The organism is Geotalea uraniireducens Rf4, assembly GCF_000016745.1.
Lineage (GTDB): Bacteria > Desulfobacterota > Desulfuromonadia > Geobacterales > Geobacteraceae > Geotalea > Geotalea uraniireducens.
Genome location: NC_009483.1, coordinates 1,065,791 through 1,087,150 on the forward strand (window position 1 = coordinate 1,065,791; position 21,360 = coordinate 1,087,150).

Annotated in this window: 18 protein-coding genes; 10 read left to right on the top strand and 8 right to left on the bottom strand. The window is 55.9% G+C overall.

The genetic code is table 11. From position 1 onward, the window contains the following. Positions 1–246 precede the first annotated feature (246 nt). Positions 247–2,925, top strand: coding sequence for a UPF0182 family membrane protein (locus tag GURA_RS04565; RefSeq protein ID WP_011937832.1), 2,679 nt, complete (start codon positions 247–249; stop codon positions 2,923–2,925). Between the two features lie 641 nt (positions 2,926–3,566). On the opposite strand, the gene GURA_RS04570 is transcribed toward GURA_RS04565, so the two are convergent. The 3 genes from GURA_RS04570 to GURA_RS04580 form a co-directional block, all read right to left on the bottom strand. Further along, the gene (locus GURA_RS04570; protein ID WP_011937834.1) at positions 3,567–4,046 is read right to left on the bottom strand and encodes an ADP-ribosylglycohydrolase family protein; all 480 of its coding nucleotides are present in this window, start codon (positions 4,044–4,046) and stop codon (positions 3,567–3,569) included. Positions 4,047–4,114: 68 nt separating this feature from the next. Beyond that, complete coding sequence (gene hflX / locus GURA_RS04575) at positions 4,115–5,755, bottom strand: GTPase HflX (RefSeq protein WP_011937835.1); 1,641 nt, start codon at positions 5,753–5,755, stop codon at positions 4,115–4,117. 158 nt (positions 5,756–5,913) lie between these two features. Further along, a complete protein-coding gene (locus tag GURA_RS04580) occupies positions 5,914–6,684 on the bottom strand; it encodes an enoyl-ACP reductase FabI (RefSeq protein ID WP_011937836.1) in 771 nt (256 codons plus the stop codon). Positions 6,685–6,848: 164 nt separating this feature from the next. Here GURA_RS04580 and GURA_RS04585 point away from each other — a divergent pair, with 164 nt between their 5' ends. Further along, positions 6,849–8,495 carry an HD domain-containing phosphohydrolase gene (locus tag GURA_RS04585; RefSeq protein ID WP_011937837.1) on the top strand — a complete coding sequence of 549 codons (1,647 nt, stop codon included), beginning with the start codon at positions 6,849–6,851 and terminating at the stop codon, positions 8,493–8,495. 42 nt (positions 8,496–8,537) lie between these two features. Here GURA_RS04585 and GURA_RS04590 read toward each other — a convergent pair whose 3' ends face one another. Together GURA_RS04590 and GURA_RS04595 are read right to left on the bottom strand one after the other, a co-directional pair. Continuing rightward, positions 8,538–8,804 (bottom strand): hypothetical protein, encoded by a 267-nt coding sequence (locus tag GURA_RS04590; RefSeq protein ID WP_011937838.1) that lies wholly within the window; start codon positions 8,802–8,804, stop codon positions 8,538–8,540. A gap of 12 nt (positions 8,805–8,816) precedes the next feature. Next, positions 8,817–9,062, bottom strand: coding sequence for a TIGR03905 family TSCPD domain-containing protein (locus GURA_RS04595; protein ID WP_011937839.1), 246 nt, complete (start codon positions 9,060–9,062; stop codon positions 8,817–8,819). Between the two features lie 267 nt (positions 9,063–9,329). On the opposite strand from GURA_RS04595, the gene GURA_RS04600 reads away from it, so the two are divergent. Then, positions 9,330–9,752 (top strand): hypothetical protein, encoded by a 423-nt coding sequence (locus GURA_RS04600; protein ID WP_011937840.1) that lies wholly within the window; start codon positions 9,330–9,332, stop codon positions 9,750–9,752. 27 nt (positions 9,753–9,779) lie between these two features. Here the strand turns inward: GURA_RS04600 and GURA_RS04605 are convergent, their stop codons facing one another. After that, on the bottom strand, positions 9,780–10,175 hold the full coding sequence (locus GURA_RS04605; RefSeq protein WP_011937841.1) for a response regulator: 396 nt from the start codon (positions 10,173–10,175) through the stop codon (positions 9,780–9,782). A 213-nt stretch (positions 10,176–10,388) separates the two neighbouring features. On the opposite strand from GURA_RS04605, the gene ybaK reads away from it, so the two are divergent. From ybaK to GURA_RS04640, 7 genes are all read left to right on the top strand, one after another. After that, positions 10,389–10,871, top strand: a complete 483-nt coding sequence (ybaK, locus tag GURA_RS04610; RefSeq protein ID WP_011937842.1) for a Cys-tRNA(Pro) deacylase — start codon at positions 10,389–10,391, stop codon at positions 10,869–10,871. An 88-nt stretch (positions 10,872–10,959) separates the two neighbouring features. Then, positions 10,960–11,784: an SIR2 family NAD-dependent protein deacylase gene (locus GURA_RS04615; protein WP_011937843.1), complete on the top strand. Its 825-nt coding sequence runs from the start codon at positions 10,960–10,962 to the stop codon at positions 11,782–11,784. A gap of 97 nt (positions 11,785–11,881) precedes the next feature. Further along, positions 11,882–12,862 (top strand): tRNA dihydrouridine synthase DusB, encoded by a 981-nt coding sequence (dusB, locus tag GURA_RS04620; protein WP_041245272.1) that lies wholly within the window; start codon positions 11,882–11,884, stop codon positions 12,860–12,862. Next, positions 12,852–13,940, top strand: a complete 1,089-nt coding sequence (locus GURA_RS04625) for a two-component system sensor histidine kinase NtrB (protein ID WP_011937845.1) — start codon at positions 12,852–12,854, stop codon at positions 13,938–13,940. The genes dusB and GURA_RS04625 overlap by 11 nt, the downstream gene beginning before the upstream one ends. A 109-nt stretch (positions 13,941–14,049) precedes the next feature. Then, on the top strand, positions 14,050–15,492 hold the full coding sequence (locus tag GURA_RS04630) for a sigma-54-dependent transcriptional regulator (RefSeq protein ID WP_011937846.1): 1,443 nt from the start codon (positions 14,050–14,052) through the stop codon (positions 15,490–15,492). A 263-nt stretch (positions 15,493–15,755) separates the two neighbouring features. Further along, positions 15,756–16,319, top strand: coding sequence for an isochorismatase family protein (locus GURA_RS04635; RefSeq protein ID WP_011937847.1), 564 nt, complete (start codon positions 15,756–15,758; stop codon positions 16,317–16,319). Between the two features lie 340 nt (positions 16,320–16,659). Continuing rightward, complete coding sequence (locus tag GURA_RS04640; RefSeq protein ID WP_011937848.1) at positions 16,660–17,601, top strand: LysR family transcriptional regulator; 942 nt, start codon at positions 16,660–16,662, stop codon at positions 17,599–17,601. Positions 17,602–17,695: 94 nt separating this feature from the next. Here GURA_RS04640 and GURA_RS04645 read toward each other — a convergent pair whose 3' ends face one another. Beyond that, complete coding sequence (locus GURA_RS04645) at positions 17,696–20,767, bottom strand: PKD domain-containing protein (protein ID WP_011937849.1); 3,072 nt, start codon at positions 20,765–20,767, stop codon at positions 17,696–17,698. A gap of 18 nt (positions 20,768–20,785) precedes the next feature. Continuing rightward, on the bottom strand, positions 20,786–21,193 hold the full coding sequence (locus GURA_RS04650; RefSeq protein ID WP_011937850.1) for a hypothetical protein: 408 nt from the start codon (positions 21,191–21,193) through the stop codon (positions 20,786–20,788). Positions 21,194–21,360 lie beyond the last annotated feature (167 nt).

Here is a 21,360-nt window from a genome sequence, read left to right on the forward strand (position 1 = left end):
CGCCGCTGCGGAAACAAAACGATGACAACCGTGGTAGAATTGATTGCGGAAGGAGCCTGTCGGACTTAGGGAATCGTAACGAGAGAATGGCAAATCGAGGACAGATTTTCGGAAATTTGAGAGCAAATAGTGGACCTATTTGTTGAAAATTTACGGAAATATGGACCGATTTTCCGTTCTCGCAGTAGATTCATTCCTAAGTCCGACAGGCTCCTAGGTTTATGCTGAGAAAAAAAGGGGTACCTAATGGTTAAAAACAAATTCATTATCATCCTTGTCGTCGTTGCCGTGATTCTTCCCTTCATTTCGTCGCTGATTAATTTCTATACGGACTGGCTCTTTTTCGTTGAGACCGGTTTCACCTCGGTGTTCACGACGACACTGGCGGCCAAAGTCGGCGCCGGGCTGTTCTTTGGCGTCCTGCTGTTTATCTTTGCCATGATCAACCTGCACTTTTCCAACCGGGCAAAGTTTCCCCAAACGAACATCTTCGTCGAAGGAAGGAACATCTACCAGGTAAAAAGAGATGAGGCGGCACGGCTGGCCAAACCCCTCGGCATCCTTGCCAGCGCCATCCTGGCCATCCTTGCCTGCAAATGGGGAGCCATGCAGTGGCAGAATGTGCTTCTCTTCACGAACATGGTCACCGTCGGCACGAACGACCCGATCCTGGGCAAGGACATCGGTTTCTACCTGTTCAGCCTGCCGCTCCTGGAGATGTTGAAGATCTTTGCCGGCTTCACTGTGCTGGCCACGACGGTCCTGGTCGGAGCGGTCTACTACGTCCGCGGCGGTATCACCCTGATGGAAAGGGGGGCGGCAATTGACGTCAAGGTGCGAAAACATCTGGCGGTTCTCATCGGGATTTTTTCGCTGACGGTCGCGGCCGGTTTTTATCTAAACGGTTGCGGTCTGCTTCTTTCCGGGAGCAGTACCTTTCACGGTGCAGGCTATGCCGACGTCAACGCCCGGCTCTTGACCTTGCGGATTCTCACCGTTCTCACTCCCCTGGCAGGGGCCATCCTCGCCGCCGGGTTATGGCAGGGCGCCTGGCGCCTGGCGCTGTTGCCGCCAATTCTGGTGATTGCCGTCTACGGGATCGGCATCAAGGCATATCCGGCGCTGCTGGAGAAGTTCAAGGTCGCGCCCAATCAGCTGGCCCTCGAGACCCCCTACATCGAGAACACCATCCGGTTTACCCGTCTCGGCTACGACCTGGACAAGATTGAGACCATTCCCTTTGATGCTGACGTAAAGCTTACCGCAGCGGACATTGCCAACAACGACGCAACCATCAAGAACATCCGGCTCTGGGATCACGCCCCGCTGCTCAAGACGTACAGCCAGCTGCAGCAGATCAGGACCTACTACAAGTTTTTCGATGTGGACAATGACCGCTACCTGGTGAACGGCCAGTACACCCAGGTGATGCTCTCGCCGCGTGAACTCTCCTATGACGACCTCCCGAGCAGGAACTGGATCAATGAGCGGCTCATCTTCACCCACGGCAATGGCATTACCTTCGGCCCGGTGAGCCGGATCAGCAAGGAGGGGCTCCCCGAGTTCTTCGTCAAGGATATTCCGGCCGTCAGCCTGGCCGATATCAAGGTGACGCGCCCAGAGATCTATTACGGTGAGCTGTCCAATGAATACGTCATCGTCAAGACGAAGGTTCCCGAATTCAGCTATCCGACCGCCACGGGCAATATCAACACGACCTATGGAGGCAAAGGCGGGGTGCCCGTGGGCTCCATGCTCAATAAAGCCCTGTTCGCCGCCAGGTTCAGGACGGAAAAGATCCTCCTCTCCTCTGACATCGGCAGCGAAAGCCGCATTCTCTACTACCGGAACATCAATGAACGGGTGAGAGCGGTTGCCCCATTCCTCCGTTTCGATGGTGATCCCTATATGGTCGTGGCCGACAATGGCGGGCTCAAATGGATCATCGATGCCTACACCTATTCGAGCCGTCTCCCCTACTCAAAGCCGCTCAAAGGGGGCATCAACTACATGCGGAATTCGGTAAAAGCGGTGGTTGACGCCTACGACGGCTCGCTCACCTTCTACATCAGCGACCCCGATGATGTCATGGTGAAGGTCTATGGGCGAATCTTCCCGGAGCTCTTCAAGCCGATGGCAGCCATGCCGGATGACCTGCGCAAACATATCCGCTACCCCCATCAGTTCCTCCAGTTGCAGGCCGCCATGTTTGCCGCTTACCACATGACCGACCCGAAGGTCTTCTACAACAAGGAGAACCTCTGGGAGATCCCTTCGCTCGGCGACAAGCCGATGGAGCCGTACTACACGATCATGAAGCTGCCGGGTGAAAAGAAGGAAGAATACCTCCTGCTCCTGCCGTTTACCCCCTCGAAGCGGGACAACCTTGCGGCCTGGCTTACGGCACGCTGTGATGCGCCGAATTACGGCAAAATCCTGGCCTACACCTTCCCGCGGGACAGGCTCATCTATGGACCGAAACAGATCGACGCGCGGATCAACCAGGATTCCTTCATCTCCCAGCAGTTGACGCTCTGGAACCAGCGCGGCTCCGAGGTCATACGGGGGAGCATGCTGGTGATTCCCATCGAAAAATCGCTCCTCTACGTGCAGCCGCTCTTCCTCGCCGCTGCGGACAAGGCCGGGCTCCCCGAACTGAGGCGCGTTATCGTCGCCTACGGGGATGAGGTAGTCATGGAGGAAACCCTGGAGCTCGCCCTTCAAAGAATCTTCGGGGGAAGGAAAGCCCCGGCCGGCAGCACCCAGCCCACGCCAGCGGCTATGAAGGCCTCTTCAGCCGAGCTTGCCAGGGAGGCGATGAGCATCTTCGAGAGGGCAACCAACCTGCAGCGCCAGGGTGATTGGGCCGGCTACGGGGAGGAGTTGAAAAAACTCCAGCAGGTTTTGAGGCGGATGGCACAGTAGGGGTATCGGGGGAAATCAGCGTTGTCCGTATAGAGTCTTTGCCTCAAGTTTTATTAGCCCCATCAGGGGCGTTCGCATGTAGCCGGGGGATTCATCCCCCGGAACAGATCCTAATTTTTCCCCACGTCACGTATGTGACGTAATGATATTTTGCCACGATGGCCGGGGAATGAATTCCCCGGCTACCAGCATTCTGTCCCTATGGGACGTAAGCAAAAACCTTACGGACACTGCTGTGGGAGGTCATGGGGGACGTTGCTGGAGGTCATGGGGGACGTTGCTTGCTAATTAGCTATTGCCGCAATTAGAAAGATAGCAAGCAACGTCCCCTCGATGTCCCGTCCCCTCGATGTCCCCCAGCATCAAAAGTTTTACAAAACCCTAACACAAGCAAAGCTGCGAAATCCGCTGCCGGTTCTGCCCTTTCGCAGAGACAAGCACCAGCGAAAGTTACCTCCACGTCGGCAGCAACAGCTGCATCCAAAGTACTGCGGAAGCCAGACTCAAGCAAGCCGGCGAAGACAGCGTCGGGATCTGCACTTACGCAAAGACCAAACAAGAAAAAGTAAACGATGCCGGCCTGAGTCGACGCTTTTAGGGCGGCCGCAGTTATGCGGGGCAGGCGCCGGGGGTACGAATTCTCAGCTTGGGAACCTCACAGAGAAGCTGCTTCCAACCATCGGGGACTTCCGGGGACATCCATACGCAATTATCTGCCAAGGTTTTTCTACCGTATCTACACTGTCCAATACCCAATATTTCCAATACCCTTGGCGCGAAATGGGATCGCTGTAGCCGGGCGACTCGATCAACGAAACGAAGCGCGAGCCGAAGTCCGAGGCATCAAAGCGGCTACGCTCCCGTAATGACCGCAAGAGCAGCAGGGCTCCGTCACCGTAATGGGTCAGATCCCCCGGCCGCTTGCCGGCGTGGTAGTGTCCGGCGACCGGTTCCTCGAATCCCTGGGGACCGCCGGGAAAGCGCTGTTCCAGCTCTGCAAGATCATAGATCCAATGGCTGCCGAGGCAGAAGGCATCCCCCACAAACTGCCCCCAGACGGCACCGCTGATGCGATCCGCAACGGAAGGTTTTTGCGTGGTGGGACAGTGTCGCTCACCCATGACTCACCCCTTTACAGCTGGCGTAGATTTGAGCATTGCCCATACTGTTTATTGTGATCTCATGCGGCCTACTGGACGGGGGCTTCATCCGGCCAGAAGCGCCGCTGCAGTTCCTCGATGAGCGGTTCCATGCTCTTTCTGTCGGCAGCCGAGATGGAAATGGCCTGCAAGCGGCGGAAGACCTGGCGGACCTTCATGAAGGTCAGCGGATCGCTCTTTTTCAGTTGGGAGAGGAGGTCGCTCTTGTTGAAGACCAGAAGCCTGGCTTTTTCTCCCAGGTCGAGCTCTGCGAGGATGGTTTCCACCTGTCCGATCTGCTCCTCAAAACGGGGATTGGAGCAGTCCACCAGGTGGAGGAGCAGATCGGCGTCCTGCAACTCCTCGAGGGTGGCCTTGAAGGCACCCATCAGTGATTTTGGGAGGGAACGGATAAAGCCGACGGTGTCGGTGATGATTACCTCCCGGTCCCGCGGGAAGCGAAGACGGCGGGTGGAGGTGTCGAGGGTGGCGAAGAGGAGGTTTTCGGTGAAGACCGCACTCTGGGTCAGGGTGTTGAGAAGGGTCGACTTGCCGGCATTGGTGTAGCCGACGATGGAAATGATGGGGAGACCGGCCTTTACCCGCTTCTGGCGCCGCTGGTAGCGGCCGTGGGACAGCTCTTTCAGCTCCCGTTCCAGCTTTGCGATCCGGTCGCGGATGCGTCTTCTGTCCACCTCAAGCTTGGTTTCACCGGGGCCGCGACCGCCGATTCCCCCCATGAGGCGCGACATCTGCACGCCGCGTCCGGTCAGGCGTGGCAGAAGGTATTTGAGCTGGGCCAGTTCCACCTGTACCTTGCCGTCCAGGCTTTTGGCGCGGCGGGCGAAGATATCGAGGATCAACTGGCTCCGGTCGATGACTTTCAGTTCGGTCATTGCCGAAATGGAACGGATCTGGGTCGGGGTCAGCTCCTGGTCGAAGACGAGCAGGGTTGCTCCGAGCTGAAGTGCGCGGATGACCACATCGCGCATCTTTCCTTCACCCATCAGGAAACGCGGGTTGAATTGCCGCGGCCGCTGTATCACAGCATCAAGCACCTCGACCCCCGCCGTCCTTGCCAGCTCCTTCAATTCTTCGATGGAGTCCTGCGCCTCTTCATGGGAGAGCTTGGTGACGGAGATGAGAATTCCCCGTTCTTCCCCACCTTTCACCTCTTTTGTGCCCTTGACCGCCTTTTCCAGGGACTTTTCCAGTGTGTCGACAAAGGTGGCGAAATCCATGCTGAAACGGTCGAAGGGGCGTGGCGGCTCAATTTTGTATGGGGTCTTGCCGAGGGTCGGAGGCGCGAGGCAGGCTGTCTGGACGAAAAACTGGCCGTCGTTGGGGGACATCTGGAGCGCGGCGACAAGGTCGAGACGCAGTAGCGCCAGGTCGGTCAGATCGTCATCGCTGAGGGCCTCCCCTTTGAGGTGGGTGTGGATGAGACGCAGACCGCGCAGCAGTTTTTTCCCCAGCGGGTAATCGGCCAGTTCCGGGATGTAAAGCCCGCGTTCGTCACCGACGAGGACGTATTCCACATCACCGGAACGGTTGACGAGGATGCCGAGTTGGCGGCGGATCTCCCGCGAGAGTTCAACCATCTCCCGGGAAAGATCCGGGGTGATCAGTTCGTCGGGCGGGATGCGGCGGCGGTAGAGCCTTTCCAGTCCTTTGAGCTGGCTGGGCTTCAAGCCGGTGAGATTGCCGTGAGGTTGTTTGATCGCTTTTCTCCGAAAAGCAGGAGCGAGGAATGAGGTACGAGGAGCGAGGAAAGAGGTACGAGGTCAATTATGATGTCTTCCTCGATCCTTTATCCTCGATCCTCGATCCTTTATCCTCATTCCTGACGTTAAAGTCCGATGATGTTGTAACCGCTGTCGACAAAATGGATCTCGCCGGTTACGGCTTTCGCCAGTTCGCTGCTGAGATAAACGGCGGCGCCTGCCACGTCTTCCTGGGTGATGTTGCGCCTGAGAGGCGCTTTTGCCGATACATGGCCGGCGATCTGGTTGAAGCCTCCGACCCCGGCTGCGGCCAGTGTCCGCAATGGACCGGCCGAGATGGCGTTAACCCTCACACCGTCCTGTCCGACTGCCTCGGCCAGGTAGCGGACGCTCGCTTCCAGGGCTGCCTTGGCAACACCCATCACGTTGTAATTGGGGAATACCTTCTGTGCGCCGTAATAGGTCAGGGCAAGGACGTTTCCGTTGCTGGCGGTCAGGAGCGGCATGGCTTCCTTGGCCAGGGCGATCAGAGAGTAGGCGCTGATGTCCATGGCCATGGTAAAGCCTTCCCTGGTGGTGCTCAGAAAAGATCCCTTGAGTTCGTCTTTGTTGGCAAAGGCGACCGAATGAACCAGTATGTCCAGCCCACCCCATTTTTTGCCGATTTCGGCAAACACCGCCTTGATGTCGTCGTCGCTTCTGACATCACAGGGGAGGGTTATCGTTGCGCCGATGCTTTCAGCGAGCGGAATCACTCGCTTGGCTATCGCCTCATTGGCATAGGCCAGTGCCACCTCGGCACCTTCCTTTTTGAAAGCTTCGGCTATGGCCCAGGCGATGCTCTTCTCATTGGCCACACCGAAAATCAGTGCTTTTTTCCCTTCCAGCAAACCCATCCGGTACTCCTCCTTAACTGGCAAGTAAACCAGTAGTGTTTTGAATCAGCAGATTTTACGGAATACTTTGCTTCCAACAATGGGGAATAGTAATAAAAAAACCTATTTTTGGCAAGAAATATGGCTGTTTTTATGGTTTAATACAAGCGTATGAGGAGAACGTAATGACGGAAAAATTCATTAACATACTGAAGGGCGCGGAGAGGCTTGCCAAGCTTACCGATGTGGATAAGGTCATGCAAGATCTTTCCCGGTTGCTGAAGAAAACGGTGAACAGCCGTTGGGCGGTAGTTTACCTCATTGACCGGGAGCGGCGGGACTTTGCGCCGGCCCGGAGTTGCGGACTGCCGGCCCGTTATCTTCCCATGTTCAGGGAGATGCCGATGGCGCCGGACAAGATTCCCCTTCTGAAAAAGATCCTCCGGGACAAACACCATCTATTGCTCAACGATTCCGGCGTCTCGACGCTTCTGACGCCGACGCTACGCAAGCTGCTGGGCAATATCACCCTGCTGGCTGTTCCCATGCTGGTCAACAACCAGGTGATGGGGGTGGCGTTTGTCGCCCGTGACAAGCACTATCCGTCGTTCAGCGATGCAGAGATTGCCCTGATCAAGGACGTGATCTCCCATGCCGCGCTTGTGGCGAGCCACTCAATCCTGTTTGATGAGTCCCTTGACATGGCCGTAGAGATGGGGAAACGGGTCGACATCATTCTCACCCTGGACGAGATCAACAAGGCGATTTCCTCCTCCCTCAGTCGCGACAAGATCATTGCCACGGCCGTGCAGCATATCGAACGGCTCATCCAATGCGAGCTGGTGGTGCTGTTGGGAGAGGAAAATGGTTCGCTGGCGGTAATGGCCTCCGATTGCATATCCAGTGAGATTCCCCCGGAACTCTTGAAGGGCTCCCATCCGAACGTTGTCGGCAGTTGCGCGGTGAAGTCCTTTGCCGGAGGAGAAAGCTGTTACATAAACTCACTCTCAGCGCGGAAAAGGCTGCCGCACCTGGACCGATTGCTGCGTGATGCGGGTATGCAGTCACTCCTGGCCATTCCCATGGTCAGCAAGGAGAAAGTAAACGGGGTCTTGCTGCTGGGCGATACGGAGCCCGACAGGTTTCTCGAGGATGATGTCTTCGCCGTTGGTAAGATAGCCGGACAGATAGCAGTGGCGCTTGAAAACGCCAAGCTCTATGAAGATCTGGAGAACCTCTTCATCGGAACGGTTACCAGTCTGGCCAATGCCATTGACGCCAAATCACCCTGGACCAAGGGGCACTCCGAACGGGTCATGCATGTTGCCGAGTTTATTTCCAGGGCTTTGGGACTCGACGACGCGGCGGTTGAGCGGGTAAGGCTCGGGGGGCTTTTGCATGACATCGGCAAGATAGGGATTATCGAGGCCCTTCTGGAAAAGCCGGAAAAGATCTCCGAGGATGATTTTCCCCCCTTGCGGCTTCACCCGGAAAAGGGGGTCGCCATCCTTGCTCCCATCGAGCAGTTGAAGGGGGTATTCCCCGGCATTCTCCATCATCACGAACGTTACGACGGGAGCGGCTATCCCGACAGGCTGAAGGGTGAGGATATTCCCCTTGAAGCCCGGATAATCGCTGTTGCCGATGCCTTTGATGCCATGGTGTCCGTGCGGCCTTACAAAAAGGGATATTCAGCTGCTGAGGCGCTGCAAGAGCTGATAAAGTGCGCAGGGAGCCAGTTCGACCCGGTGGTTGTCCAGTGCTTCAGTGACTATGTCATCGGGGAAAAACTATCGGGCGCATCCCGGCAAAACCCACGGGCCGGCAGGTGAAGCGGATCGACCGGGTTCCGGGCAGGTATGAAGAGAAGACGGTTATTCTTCGGCAGATGGCGGATCGGAAGGGGGAATCGGGTTACGAAGCGGATCGGTTGGTGCGTCAGGCCCTTCCGTCTCTTCTTTTCTCCCCTTCAGCAGCTCTTCGATGGCAGCCAGTCGACGTTCCGTCTCTTCTGCAAGAATGAGGGTCCGATCAACCTTTCCCTTGATGCTGAAGATGACAAACGGCAGGATAAACCAGATCACCGTCAGAAAAAAACCGATGATTGACAGCATCACCATAAAACCGCCGAAGATTTCCATGAAATTCTCCCGTTATTTTTCCAAAGCTTTTTCCAGCGCTCTGGCCAGCTGATCGGGACATGACGTATCTCCCTGACAAGCAATTCCCTTGAGCCGTCTGATTGCCTCTCCTACAGCCATTCCCTTTGCCAGCGCCCCGACAGCCTGGGTGTTGCCGGCACAACCGTCTACAAATTCGGCTGCCTGAATCACGCCGTTTTCTATTTCTATGTTGATCCGTGAGGCACAGGTTCCCAATGTATCATAGCTTATGCGCATCTGCGTCTCCTTCTTTATGGTATCCTTTCAGGGTGTATAACCTCCGTAGCGGGAAATGTCAATGCAGAGAAACGATTATTGTGGCATTTTAAATGGCTGGAGACGATGAATTCTGGTAAAAATGGACTATACTTAATCATCGTTCAATTGCTGCATCGCGCCTTTGTCGGGCATTGCTAGTTACGATTACAGGCGAGGTCGTGTCTGTAAAGAACAGACGGGCGGGAGTGGTAACTTAAGTCTTCGCTTCCCGGAAGGTGGCATATCATGTTCGGCTGGTTGAGAAAAAAGGACAAAGAACCGTTGGTTTTTGCGAGCAACGTTGCAGCCTTCGACTATGCCTGCCGTCAACTGCCGAACGCAATCCTGCTGGAAGCCGACATTCCTGCCCTGGTTGAGGAAGAGGGTGAGGTCGGCCAGGAGGGGGAACACTATTTCCGGCTCCGACTGGCCGACAAGAGCGGAGGCAGGGAGATTTGGGGCTGCACCCTGAAAGAATCGACCGATTATCCCGAGGTCGGCGACTTTGTCGGTTTCAGGATTGTAAAAATAGCCTCGGACATGCCGGAAGGGATGAACATTATCGGTTTTATTTCCGTGAAACTGGCACCGGTACTGGTTGAAAAAAAGGGATGGAAGATAGATCGCTCCTTTACGCCGAAAAACATAAAACCCGTGGTGCGATTCTGAAAATTACGATCGGGAAATTTGCCGGCATCATTCCGCGGCCTTCAGTGCAGAAGCCAGTTCTGCTTCGAGGTAGACTGACCTCTTTTCAACTGCGCCGCTGAAACCGAAGTCCTTATAATGTATCATTGCCGGATCGCTGGAATCGCCGCTTGTCACAAAACCTTTGGCGTGGGGGTCAATCGCCAGCAATCGCTTAATGGTTTCCTTACCTCCCATCCCACCCGGGATGTTCAAGTCCAGGAAGACTGCCATAAAAGGCTCTCCGGCCTCATACGCTTTTCTGTACGCCTCAATCGCCCCTGCTCCGTCAGCGGAGCACTCCACGTCATAACCGATTTTCAGGAGTGTCTGTTTGGCGATGAATCTGATCATTTCGTCGTCATCCATGACAAGAATTTTCCCGATTATTTGCCCCTTTTTCATACCCTGTCCCTTGACATCGCCGATCTCGTTGCCGTTAAATTGAGGCAGCAGCGCAACATGAAACATTTTTTGTTTTTTTATAATACAGCATATCGTTATAATTGGCGATATTAAATCCGGCTCTCCTTAGCCGAAGAAGGAAAGAGGCTGCGGCTTTCACCGCTGTTGACGGGCGTTTGCCGGCGGCAAGTATAGAATGGAAGGAAGATCGCAATGGCAAAGGAAAAAACACCCGTCACCCCGGCGGTGCGCATGCTCCGCGCAGAAAATGTCCCATTTACCAGCCATCCTTACGCCTATGAAGACAAAGGCGGAACCAGCGTCTCTGCCCGCGAGTTGGAGGTGGACGAGCATTGTGTGATCAAGACGCTGATCATGGAGGATGATGGCAGGAATCCCCTGATTGTGCTGATGCATGGGGACCGCCAGGTTTCCACCAGGGAGCTTGCCAGGTTTATGGGGGTGAAGAGTATCGTTCCCTGCGCGCCGGAAGTCGCCCAGAAGCATTCCGGCTACCAGGTAGGGGGAACTTCTCCGTTCGGCATGCGGCGCATCATGCCCGTCTACATGGAAGAAACGATTCTCGCATTGCCACGCATATACATCAACGGCGGTAAACGGGGATTCCTTGTTGCCATCGATCCGCATGAGGCCATGCGCCTGCTCAAGGCGACACTGGTGCGGGTGGCGGTTTAGAGGCGGTCGGCGGTCGGCAGTCGGCAGTCGGCAGTCGGTGGTCGGTGGTCGGTGGTCGGTGGTCGATGGTCGATGGTGAGGAGTGGACATGGAATTTGAGGAAACCTGCGGCAAGGCCGCTTATGCGGTGAGAAACGCCGGAGCACTTGTCATAACCGCCGGCGCCGGGATGGGGGTGGATTCCGGGCTCCCCGATTTTCGCGGCGAGAAGGGGTTCTGGCAGGCTTATCCCATGTATGAGCGGCTTGGCATCAGCTTTGTCGGGGCTGCCAATCCCGAACATTTCGAGCGTGATCCCGGTTTCGGCTGGGGCTTCTACGGACATCGCACCAATCTCTACCGGGAAACCATCCCCCATGCCGGCTTCTCTTTGCTCCTTTCCTGGATCGAGCGCTTCCGCCTCGATCACTTCGTCGTTACTTCCAATGTGGACGGCCAGTTCCAGAAGGCCGGCTTCAGCGGGGAGCGGATGCTGGAGGTGCACGGTTCCATCCACCATCTCCAGTGCACCACCCCCTGCTCCATGCAGATCTGGGACAATAACGAAGTCATCCCGGTAGATGCCTCTACTATGAGGGCACGCGCCATTCCCCGCTGTATCCGGTGCAAAGCGGTAGCCCGCCCAAATATCCTCATGTTCGGCGATTACGGCTGGATAAGCGCCCGCACGGACCGCCAGGAGGGATGCTTTGACAAATTCCTCGATTCAGTGCGCCAGGCGCCGCTCGTGGTGATTGAAGCGGGGGCCGGCACCACCATTCCCACCATCCGCAGTCTGAGCGAACGGCTCGGCAGGCAACCGCTTGCCACCGTAATCCGCATCAATCCCCGCGAACCGCATATCACTTCGCCGCACCTTTCCCTCGCCTGCGGGGCGCTGGAAGGGCTATCCGGCATCGACCGTTGTCTGTGACGCAGTTAAAAATCCCTTGCCTTTTCCTCCCTCTGTGTTAAAATGCCCAAAAAATAGGCAAGGGGGGCTAATTTTTAGCCCCTTTTTAAGTGGTGTTATGCGTAAAACCCTCACTATAGGCTCTTTACAGCTGGATAATAACCTGATTCTCGCTCCCATGGCCGGACTGACGAATTTGCCGATGCGCGTTCTCGCGAGGGAATGCGGAGCAGCTTTGACCTTTACCGAGATGGTGAGCGTTAACGGCCTTGTCCGGGAAGGGAAAAAGACCTTCGATCTGTTGCGCAGGGACCAAGAAGACCGGCCGTTGGGAATTCAGATCTTCGGCGACGATCCTGACCTGCTGGCCGAAGGGGCCCGGCTCGTAGAACCTTACGGCGAGCTGATCGACATCAACATGGGTTGTCCGGTACGCAAGGTGGTCGGGAGTGGAGCAGGAAGCGCGCTTCTGCGTGAGCCGGCCAAGGTGGCTTTGATTCTCAAGGCCGTGCGCAAGGCCACATCCCTCCCTTTGACCATCAAGATCCGTACCGGCTGGGTGGTCGAAGAGCAGAGCTTTCTCGAGATCGGTCGCATCGCCGAGGCTGAAGGTGTTGATGCCGTGACCCTCCATCCCCGCAGCCGCGCACAGATGTTCGAAGGTCATGCCGACTGGTCGAGGATAACCGAGCTGAAGGGAGCCCTTTCCATCCCGGTGATCGGCAGCGGCGACATTTTCAGCGCAGCCGATGTGACTGCCATGCTGGCACAAACCGGTTGCGACGGGGTGATGATTGCCCGAGGCGGGCTGGGTAACCCCTGGATATTCAGAGAGGCGCTTGCCCTGTTGCGGGGAGAGGAACCGATCCCGCCGGCTGTCGGCGAAAAGCTTGCAGCAGCCATGCGGCACCTGGATCTATTCATTGAAACCTTTGGTGAGCATACCGCTCTGCGGGAGATGCGCAAACACCTCTCCTGGTATGCCAAGGGGGTGCCGGGAGTGGCCCAGTTCCGCAACATGATTAACCGGATAGACGGCAAAGAGCCGCTCATCGCGATGGTGCGGGGTTTTTTTTCGGAGGTGGTTCGTGACCACTGAACACTTGCAGGAATATTACGCCAACATCATCGACAGCGTCGGTGACGGTGTGATAGTCCTTGATATCCAGGGGGTTATAACGCTCCTGAATCCTGCGGCGGAGGAAATCGCCGGCATTTCCCGGCGCCAGGCCAAGGGCGCCCACTTTTCCGCCCTGTTCAAGGGTGAGGATATCCTGCTGGAAATGGTCAATAAAACTGCGGCAACCGGCATGACCATCTCCGACCATGAAAACATCGTCCTGAAGATGACCGGCCGACTCATCCCGATCAGCGCCACCACGTCGCCGCTGCTCATGGCCAACGGCGAAAGGATCGGCACGATCCTGATCCTGCGCGATCTCACCAATATCCGGGAACTGGAGGAGGCGGTCCGCCAGGCAGACCGTCTTTCCACGCTGGGGGCGCTGGCTGCGGGGCTGGCTCACGAGATCAAGAACCCGCTGGGGGGGATCAAGGGGGCGGCCCAGCTCCTGGAGATGGAGCTGCCGGACAACGCCGAACTGCGTGACTGTACCCGCGTCATGCTCAAGGAGGTGCAGCGGGTCAACCGGATCGTCGAAGAGCTCCTGGAGCTGGCCTCGCCGCGGAAGCTGGATCTGACCAAGGTGAATCTGCACAAGATCCTCGGTGATATCATCCTCCTGCAAAAGCGGACGGTCGACGACCGGAGGGTGACCTTCCAGCAGCATTTCGACCCGAGCATCCCGCCGATACTGGCCGATGAGGCGCTCCTGACCCAGCTCTTCCTCAATCTGATCAAGAACGCCGTGGAAGCGGTAGGGGCTGTCGGGTTGATCAAGGTCAGTAGCCGGGTCCTGGCCGACTACAGCATGACCCAGAAGGGGGAGGGGCGTTCGCGCATGGTTGCCATCGAGGTGAGCGACGACGGTCCGGGCATCCTGAAGGAACAGCTGGAGCATCTCTTCACCCCGTTTTATACCACCAAGGCAAAAGGCACGGGGCTAGGTCTGGCCATTTGCCACAAGATCGTCGCTGAACATCGGGGGATGATCAGGGTCGATTCCGAACCCACAAAGGGAACGACATTTACGGTGATGCTGCCGCTCATACAATAAAGAAAGTTCTACGTTCGAAGTTCTACGTTCTACGTTAAAACCCCGGAACTACGGAACATCGAACATCGAACGTCGAACGTCGAACGTCGAACGTAAAACAGAGGTAAACATGTCCATCAATAACATTCTTGTCGCCGATGATGAAGAGAGCATGCGTTGGGTCCTTTCCAAGGCCCTGAAAAAAAAGGGTTTTAGTGTCGATCTTGCCCGGGACGGCGACGAGGCGCTCAGGTACATCAAGACAAACACTTATGATCTGGCGATCCTCGACATCAAGATGCCCGGCTTGTCCGGCCTGGAGCTGTTGGATCGGGTGCGGGAGCTTAAGAGCGACCTCCTCGTGGTGATCATGACTGCCGAGGCGAGCATGAAGAACGCCGTGGAAGCCATGAAACGGGGGGCCTACGATTACCTGACCAAACCGTTCGACCTGGATGTGATCGACGCCATTATCGAAAAGGTAAACAGGGCGAGGGAGGTGACCTCCCAGGTGACCCTTCTCAAGGAAGAGCTGAAGGACCGCTACCAGCTGGAAAAGACCATTATCGGCAATTCTCCGGCCATGCGGGAGATCTACAAGACCATCGGCAAGGTGGCCCCCAGCGACGTCACTGTCCTTGTTCAGGGGGAGTCGGGTACCGGCAAGGAGCTGATCGCCCGGGCCATCCACTTCAATTCGAAGCGGCTCGGAAAACCGTTCATCGCCCTTAACTGTGCGGCAATTCCCAAGGAGCTCCTGGAGAGCGAGCTGTTCGGTTTTGAAAAGGGGGCGTTCACCGGCGCTACGGAGCGAAAGCTCGGCAAGTTCGAGCAGGCCAACGGCGGCACCATTTTCCTCGACGAGATCGGTGACATGCCCATCGACCTCCAGGCGAAGATCCTCCGGGTCCTCCAGGAGAAAGAGGTGACGAGGACCGGCGGTAACCAGAGCATTAACGTTGATGTGCGCATTGTTGCTGCAACCAACCAGGACCTGGAAGAGAGTGTGCGGCGCAAGGCGTTCCGCGAAGATCTCTATTATCGGCTCAATGTAATCCCGTTGCAACTGGTCCCGCTTCGGGAGCGGAACGAAGATATTCCGCTTCTTGTGGAGTATTTCCTGGCGAAGATCTGTGCGGAGCTGGAGGTGCCGGTCAAGCGGTGCTCTTCCGACGCGCTCCGCCTCCTTACCGGCTACACCTGGCCGGGCAATGTCAGAGAACTGGAGAATACTCTCAAGCGGGCGGTCATCCTCTCGTCGGACCCGCTCCTGACCATTGCCGACTTTCCCGGACTGCGCGTCCAGAAGGGTGGCGAACTGGTTCAGAGCGAGGAGCTCTCTCTGGAAGGGATTGTCGACATCAAGCTGCGCGGATCATTCACCAACATGGAGAAGATGGAGAGCGGCGACGTCTACACCATGGTGTTGGAACAGGTGGAGCGGCCGCTGATCCGCTTCGTCCTGGAGAAGACCAGGGGGAACCAGGTGCGGGCAGCCGACATCCTCGGCATTAACCGGAACACCCTGCGGAAGAAGATAACCGAGCTGGGGATAGAGGTGAAGAGGGATTAGAAGCTGGGAACTGGGAACTGGGAACTGGGAACTGGGAACTGGGAACTGGGAACTGGGAACTGGGAACTGGGAACTGGGAACTGGGAACTGGGAACTGGGAACTGGGAACTGGGAACTGGGAACTGGGAACTGGGAACTGGGAACTGGGAACTGGGAACTGGGAACTGGGAACTGGGAACTGGGAACTGGGAACTGGGAACTGGGAAATTAGATTTTACTGATCCCCGATCCCCGTTCCCTGATCCCAAATAAAGGGGGATACAATGGGTGTGAAGGACAAGTTTTTTCTGGACAGGAACAACGCAGTACTGATGGTAATCGATGTGCAGGAAAAACTGTGCAGGGCCATGGACGAGAAGGTACTGGCGAAGCTCACTGCCAACGTCTCCGTTCTCCAGGAAGCTGCGGTTGAGCTGGGAATTCCCGTCCTGGCCACCGAGCAGTATGTAAAGGGACTGGGTGAAACCCTGCCGGAGTTGAAGGGGAAGCTTTGCTCTCCGGCGCTGGAAAAAATGACCTTCAGCTGCTGCGGGGATGACAACTTTACCGCCGCTTTGAAGAAACTGGGGCGCAAGCAGATCATCATCACCGGTATGGAGACCCATGTCTGCATCTTGCAAACGGTTATCGAGCTGCTTGATGCGGATTATGTTGTTCATTTGGTGAACGATGCGGTGATGAGCCGTAAGAAGGAAAACTGGCAGGTAGGGGTGAATGCCGCTGCGGCGGCAGGGGCGGTGATAACCTCTACCGAGGCGGCATTGTTCCAGTTGCTCAAGGTCGCCGGTACCGACGAATTCAAGAAGCTGTCGAAACTGGTGCGGTGAAACAAGTGAGACGTGAGGCCAGTGTCGTATTGACTTAAGCCTTCAAGCTGGGCAGCAATCATGTATGGTACAGTTCATTAATTAAAGAATCAAAAAAGCCCGGGGATCTCTCCCCGGGCTTTTTGCTGTCGTATCTTCTCCTTTCATTTGCCTTATTCGTATTTCTTATCGGTCAGCGACAAATAAAACCTGATTCCCTCTTCTCCCGATGTTCGAATATCAAAAGGAACTCTTTAACTGCTTGCAAAGTCGCGAAGATTGCTTTAATAGTAAAAACTAATCATTTCGCTCAATCTATTAGCAATGCTAATGGGCAAAACAAAAACATAGGGATAACGGAATGGAAACGCTCTATTTGAAGACTCTTGTTGTGGCGGTTGATTCAGGAAGCTTTTCCAAGGCGGCAACGGTACTGAACATAACGCAATCTGCCGTCTCGCAGCGGATCAAGTTTCTGGAGGATCGCTATGGTTACCAGTTACTGGATCGATCTGGTCCGGTTCTGGTTGCCACGGAAGCAGGCAGGGTGGTTCTGGCAAAAGCAGAAGAGATACTGCGTATTGAATCTGAGCTCAGCAACGAACTGAAGCACATGGAGGGTAAACCACGCCTTTCTCTCTGCTGTACACCAACCTTCGGCATCGTCTATCTCCCCAACGTGTTGAACAGGTTCATTTTGCAAAATGCGGACATCGTTGACCTGAAATTCATGTTTTATACCCCTGAACAGGCAATAAAGGGTTTGCATGAAAACGAGTTCGACGTGGGGGTTATTGAACACTGTGAGGCACTGGAACTTTCAGAGTTCAAGACGTTTCAACTACCCCGCGACGAGCTGGTTTTTATCAGTTCGCCCGGCTTGCAACTACCATCAATGGACGTGGATATCGACCATCTGTTGCATCACCGCTTGATAGCCCGCAAAGTCGGTTGCAGTTCCAGGAAACTGCTCGAGCTGAACATGACTGCTATAGGGAGAAGTCTGAAAGATTTCAAGAGGATGATCATCTATGACGACTTACGTTTGACTATCGATACCGTCATTGGCGGGGGAGGTATCGCGTTTGTATCCAGAAGCCTCGTGAAAAAACAACTTGAGGAAGGTTCGCTCCTTGAGCATCGACTGCCTGGTTTTACCCATAATCGCTTTCGCACTGTTGCTCTAAACAAAAAAAGAACTCCGGATAAAGTTCTTCAGAATTTTATGGATTGCATTTTTACCACGTTCCCATCGGTTTCGGTGGAAGAAGAGGGGGATTCAAACCAGAATTGTCGACTATGATAATTGAAACCGTACAGTCCAACTGCTCCATAAAAAAGCCCGGGGATCTCTCCCCGGGCTTTTTGCTGCGCTGGCACTTCCTTTCGTTACTTTGCTACAGGGTTACGGTGATGTAGTTGTACTTGCTGTCCACCTGCACTCCGTTTTTGTAGACGAGCACCGTCAGCTTTTTCGTGCCGGTTGTGGCATAAATATGATTGGCAGTGGCCGAACTGCCGGCGGCGCCCACGTGCGGCAGGGTGGTCGAAGTCCCGTCGGCCCAGATGATCCGCAGGGAGTCGTGGTCCTTCAGGTTGCCGAAGGTGTAGGTGCTTGAAATCCCTCTTCTGGCAGTGGTCGGACCGATGGTCATCCCGACAACGGGCGGGTTAACCACGTTGAGTGTCCTGGATACTGTTGCCGTTTTCCCTTCCTCATCGGTCACCTTGAGGGTGACGGCGTAGGTGCCGAGGGTGGAGAAGGTCTTGCTGGCGGATGGTCCGCCGGCAGTGGTGCCGTCGGTAAAGGAGAGGCTGTAGGTAAAGAAGCCGTTGCTGTTGACCCCGGTATCGGCGGACAGGGTATAAGGGGTGTTGACCACCAGCTGATACCCAGCGGTATTGGGGTCGGCATCGGGGAAGCCGGCAGGAAACTGGGCGACGGGATCAACTCCGAAACCTGTTTTTGCCTGTTGTGCCGGGTCGGCAAAGCTGTTCAGATAGGCAACCCATGCCTTCCGGTCACTGGTTGCCACGGCTGCGCCGGTCTGGTCTGTGGTTATTCCTTTGTACTGCTTGTCAATCCATAGAGATCCGGCCAGCCCGAGTGGTCCGGCATCGCTCTGAGGATGGATGCGGACGCTGTAGCCGTTGCGCCCTTCGATGAGGAGCCCGCTGCCGTTGGCCCTGATGCCGAATTCCGGCTGTCCTCCGCTGTAAGAGGTGCCGTCCCAGGTTCCGGTGAATGCAGCGCCGAGGTTAGTGAGGAGACCGGCCATATCGGTGACAAGGGCCGACACCTGTTTCGTTCGGGTTACGACCGTTACGCCGGAGTTGTTGGTGGCTTCAATCTTGAGCAGCCACCCCTGGCTGGTGGTAGTGGTGCTTGTTGCTGCCGGGAACGTGATGGCAGTCCCGCTGATACTGGTGTTAAAGGCAGTATTACGGGCCTTGAAGGCGTTTTCATACAGCCCTTCGCTGCGATCGATGTCGCGGATTGTGGTCGCGTTGGAGGCGAATTGAACTGCAAGCGAGCGAACACCGCTTCTTTCCTTGACTCCGGGATGGAAATCCGAGGGCTGGGTGGAGGCGTTGACCGAGGCGAACGGGGTAACCTGTGCGCCGCCGCCGGTCCAGGACATATTCAGGGTATCCCCTTTGACAACGAACTTGCCGTTATAGAAGCCGCCTGCAGTGGTGTCGCCGATGGTTCCCGCAGAACTGGCGCTGGTGGACCCTTTGTGGCAGTCGCCGCAGCCGCCTGATCCCCAGGCAGAGTCGGCTGGGGAGATGTCATGGTTCGTTTTGAACGTAACCCCCATGAAAGAGAGCTTGGTTACATGGGTCTTGGTATTATTGCCTGTGGAACCCGGTGTCGATTTAAGGCCAAGCTGGTATTCAAGATCACGGTCAATGGCGTTGATGTGGTCGCTGATATCTGCTGCAGTGACGGTACCAAGCTGGGTAAGCGCAACCAGTTGTTGACCGGGCCGTAATGAATAGGTATTAGCCTTGTTGATGTTTGCCACGTGGGTTTGCAGGAGGGAATCCATCCCACCGGCTCTGCCGTCGTTGTTGGCGTCAAAATTGACATCATTTTTGTCTCGCCAGAAGAGTGATGTGGAGAGATTGGCAGCCGTCAGTTTGTTTCCTTGCCAGGCCATGAAGTTATTATTGGTCATGTTCTGGCGGGTTACATTCTCGTTCTCATGATCGGCAAGCCGTCCTTCGGCATCGTTGCCGGTGCCGTCAACCATGGCTCCGCCGGTGAAGTTCCCCAGTTTTCGTGAATGGCAGGCTTCACAGGCGATCAGGTCGAGATGGCCGACGTTGGCCGTGCCGTTCATGGTCCCCCCCTGCTGGACAATCTTTGCGGTCAGACCTTTCGCCTGATGTGCAGCCGTGGGATTCGGTGCACCGTGGGTCTCGTAGGAGATGACGCTCTGGGTTGCCGGATCGAAATCCCCACCATAGATATGACAGCCGCTGCAGTTCTTGGTGGTGTTGTCCGTTGCATTCCAGAGGGATTCGTAGGCGCCGTTACCCTTGGCTGGATCGCACTGGCCGAGTTTTTTCGAATCGTCGCCGGGGCTGGCCGAGCTGATGTTGTTAAAGCCGTAGGTACCCTTGAGGCCCGTGAAGCCGGAAGTCCCTACTTTGGAGAAATCAGCGTCCTTGCGTTTGTGGCATCCCATACAGCCCATGCTGTAATGGACTTCGGCGGTACCGGACCAGGTGTCACCCCTCTTTTTCCAGTCAACGGCATGTTCAGCCATGTGGCAGCCGACGCAATTGTTGGAATCGGGAGTGGCCAGAATGTTGCCGGCGACCGTGCCGGCCAGCTTGAGGGCGGAGTTGTCCCCGGTCGGCACGACTTTCAACGGGTCGTAGGTAACATTGACGCCATCTGTCGGACTTGCAGCACCGAGCAGCGCGCCGGTTGTTCGTGAAGCATCGAATTTGCCGGTACGAACCGCTTTTTTGCGCTCTTCCCAGGAATAATCCTTCAGGTGGCACATCAGGCAATCCATTTCAAGGACGCCGGTCTGGCTGTAATCGTTCTGAACCGCCGCATAGCTGGCTGGGGTGCCGTCCGTATTGAAGCCGTCACCGCGGCTGCCGTAAACATCGATGAAGTAGTTGAAAGCGGTTACAGCACTCCCGAAGAAATAATCACGCAAAGAGGTCCGCACTTCCGGACTTTTGCCGGGAACGTACTCATTGGCGCCGCCACCCACATGGCATTCAGCGCAATCCCGCATGGAGCCGGCCATGGAGTTGTCGACCCTGGCCTTGAACAGCTGTTGCGCAGTAAGGCCGGGAAGTAGGGCCGCACTGGTGGGAAATGAAGCATCACCGTATGTGGTGCCGTAATCATAGGGGCTGAACGTTGTAAAGGGGTTATTCTTGAATTTTGCCGCAGTTCCATCGTAGGTCGTTCCTGCACCATCTTTGAATAATCTCGCCAACTGGCGAGCGGAGGGTGGTCACCACGCCCCCACATGGCCGGGGCCCTGGACCCAGTTTTTGCCCTGGGGACCAGCGCCACTGACGACGGGATCCCCGGAATCGGGGTTCCAGTTGTTCCACCCCCGTTGTTCGTTTGAGGCCAGTTGGGCGTGATAGCTGTGCCGCTCGATCTGGTCATAGCTTAGCAGAGCTTTGCCGGACGAGGGGGCAATGGTTGAACCATTATGGCAGGCGCCACAGGTGTTCTTCATGCTGAAAGCCTTGGTGCTGCCGGGGGTGATCGGGTTTCCGCCGGCCGGGCCTGCATCACGGAGCAGTATGTTGTCGTGGGCCGGATTGTAAGCCACTGCTGTTCCAGCAATTAGAAGAACTGCGCTGGAAATCAGGCCAAGCTTCAATCGGCCATAGGCTGATATTCTTGTCATGTCGGTGTCTCTCCTCCTGAATTGGATGCCACCATGGGAAAGCCTTGCTTGCTTCCGCTGGTGGAGGTTGTTGTCAATATCGCCTCTGATGCGGTGGGTTTATCTTTTCCTCGATCCTCCTTTGGAATTTTTTCTTCGCGAGGTTTTGCTGTCTGGGGGGACAGGCC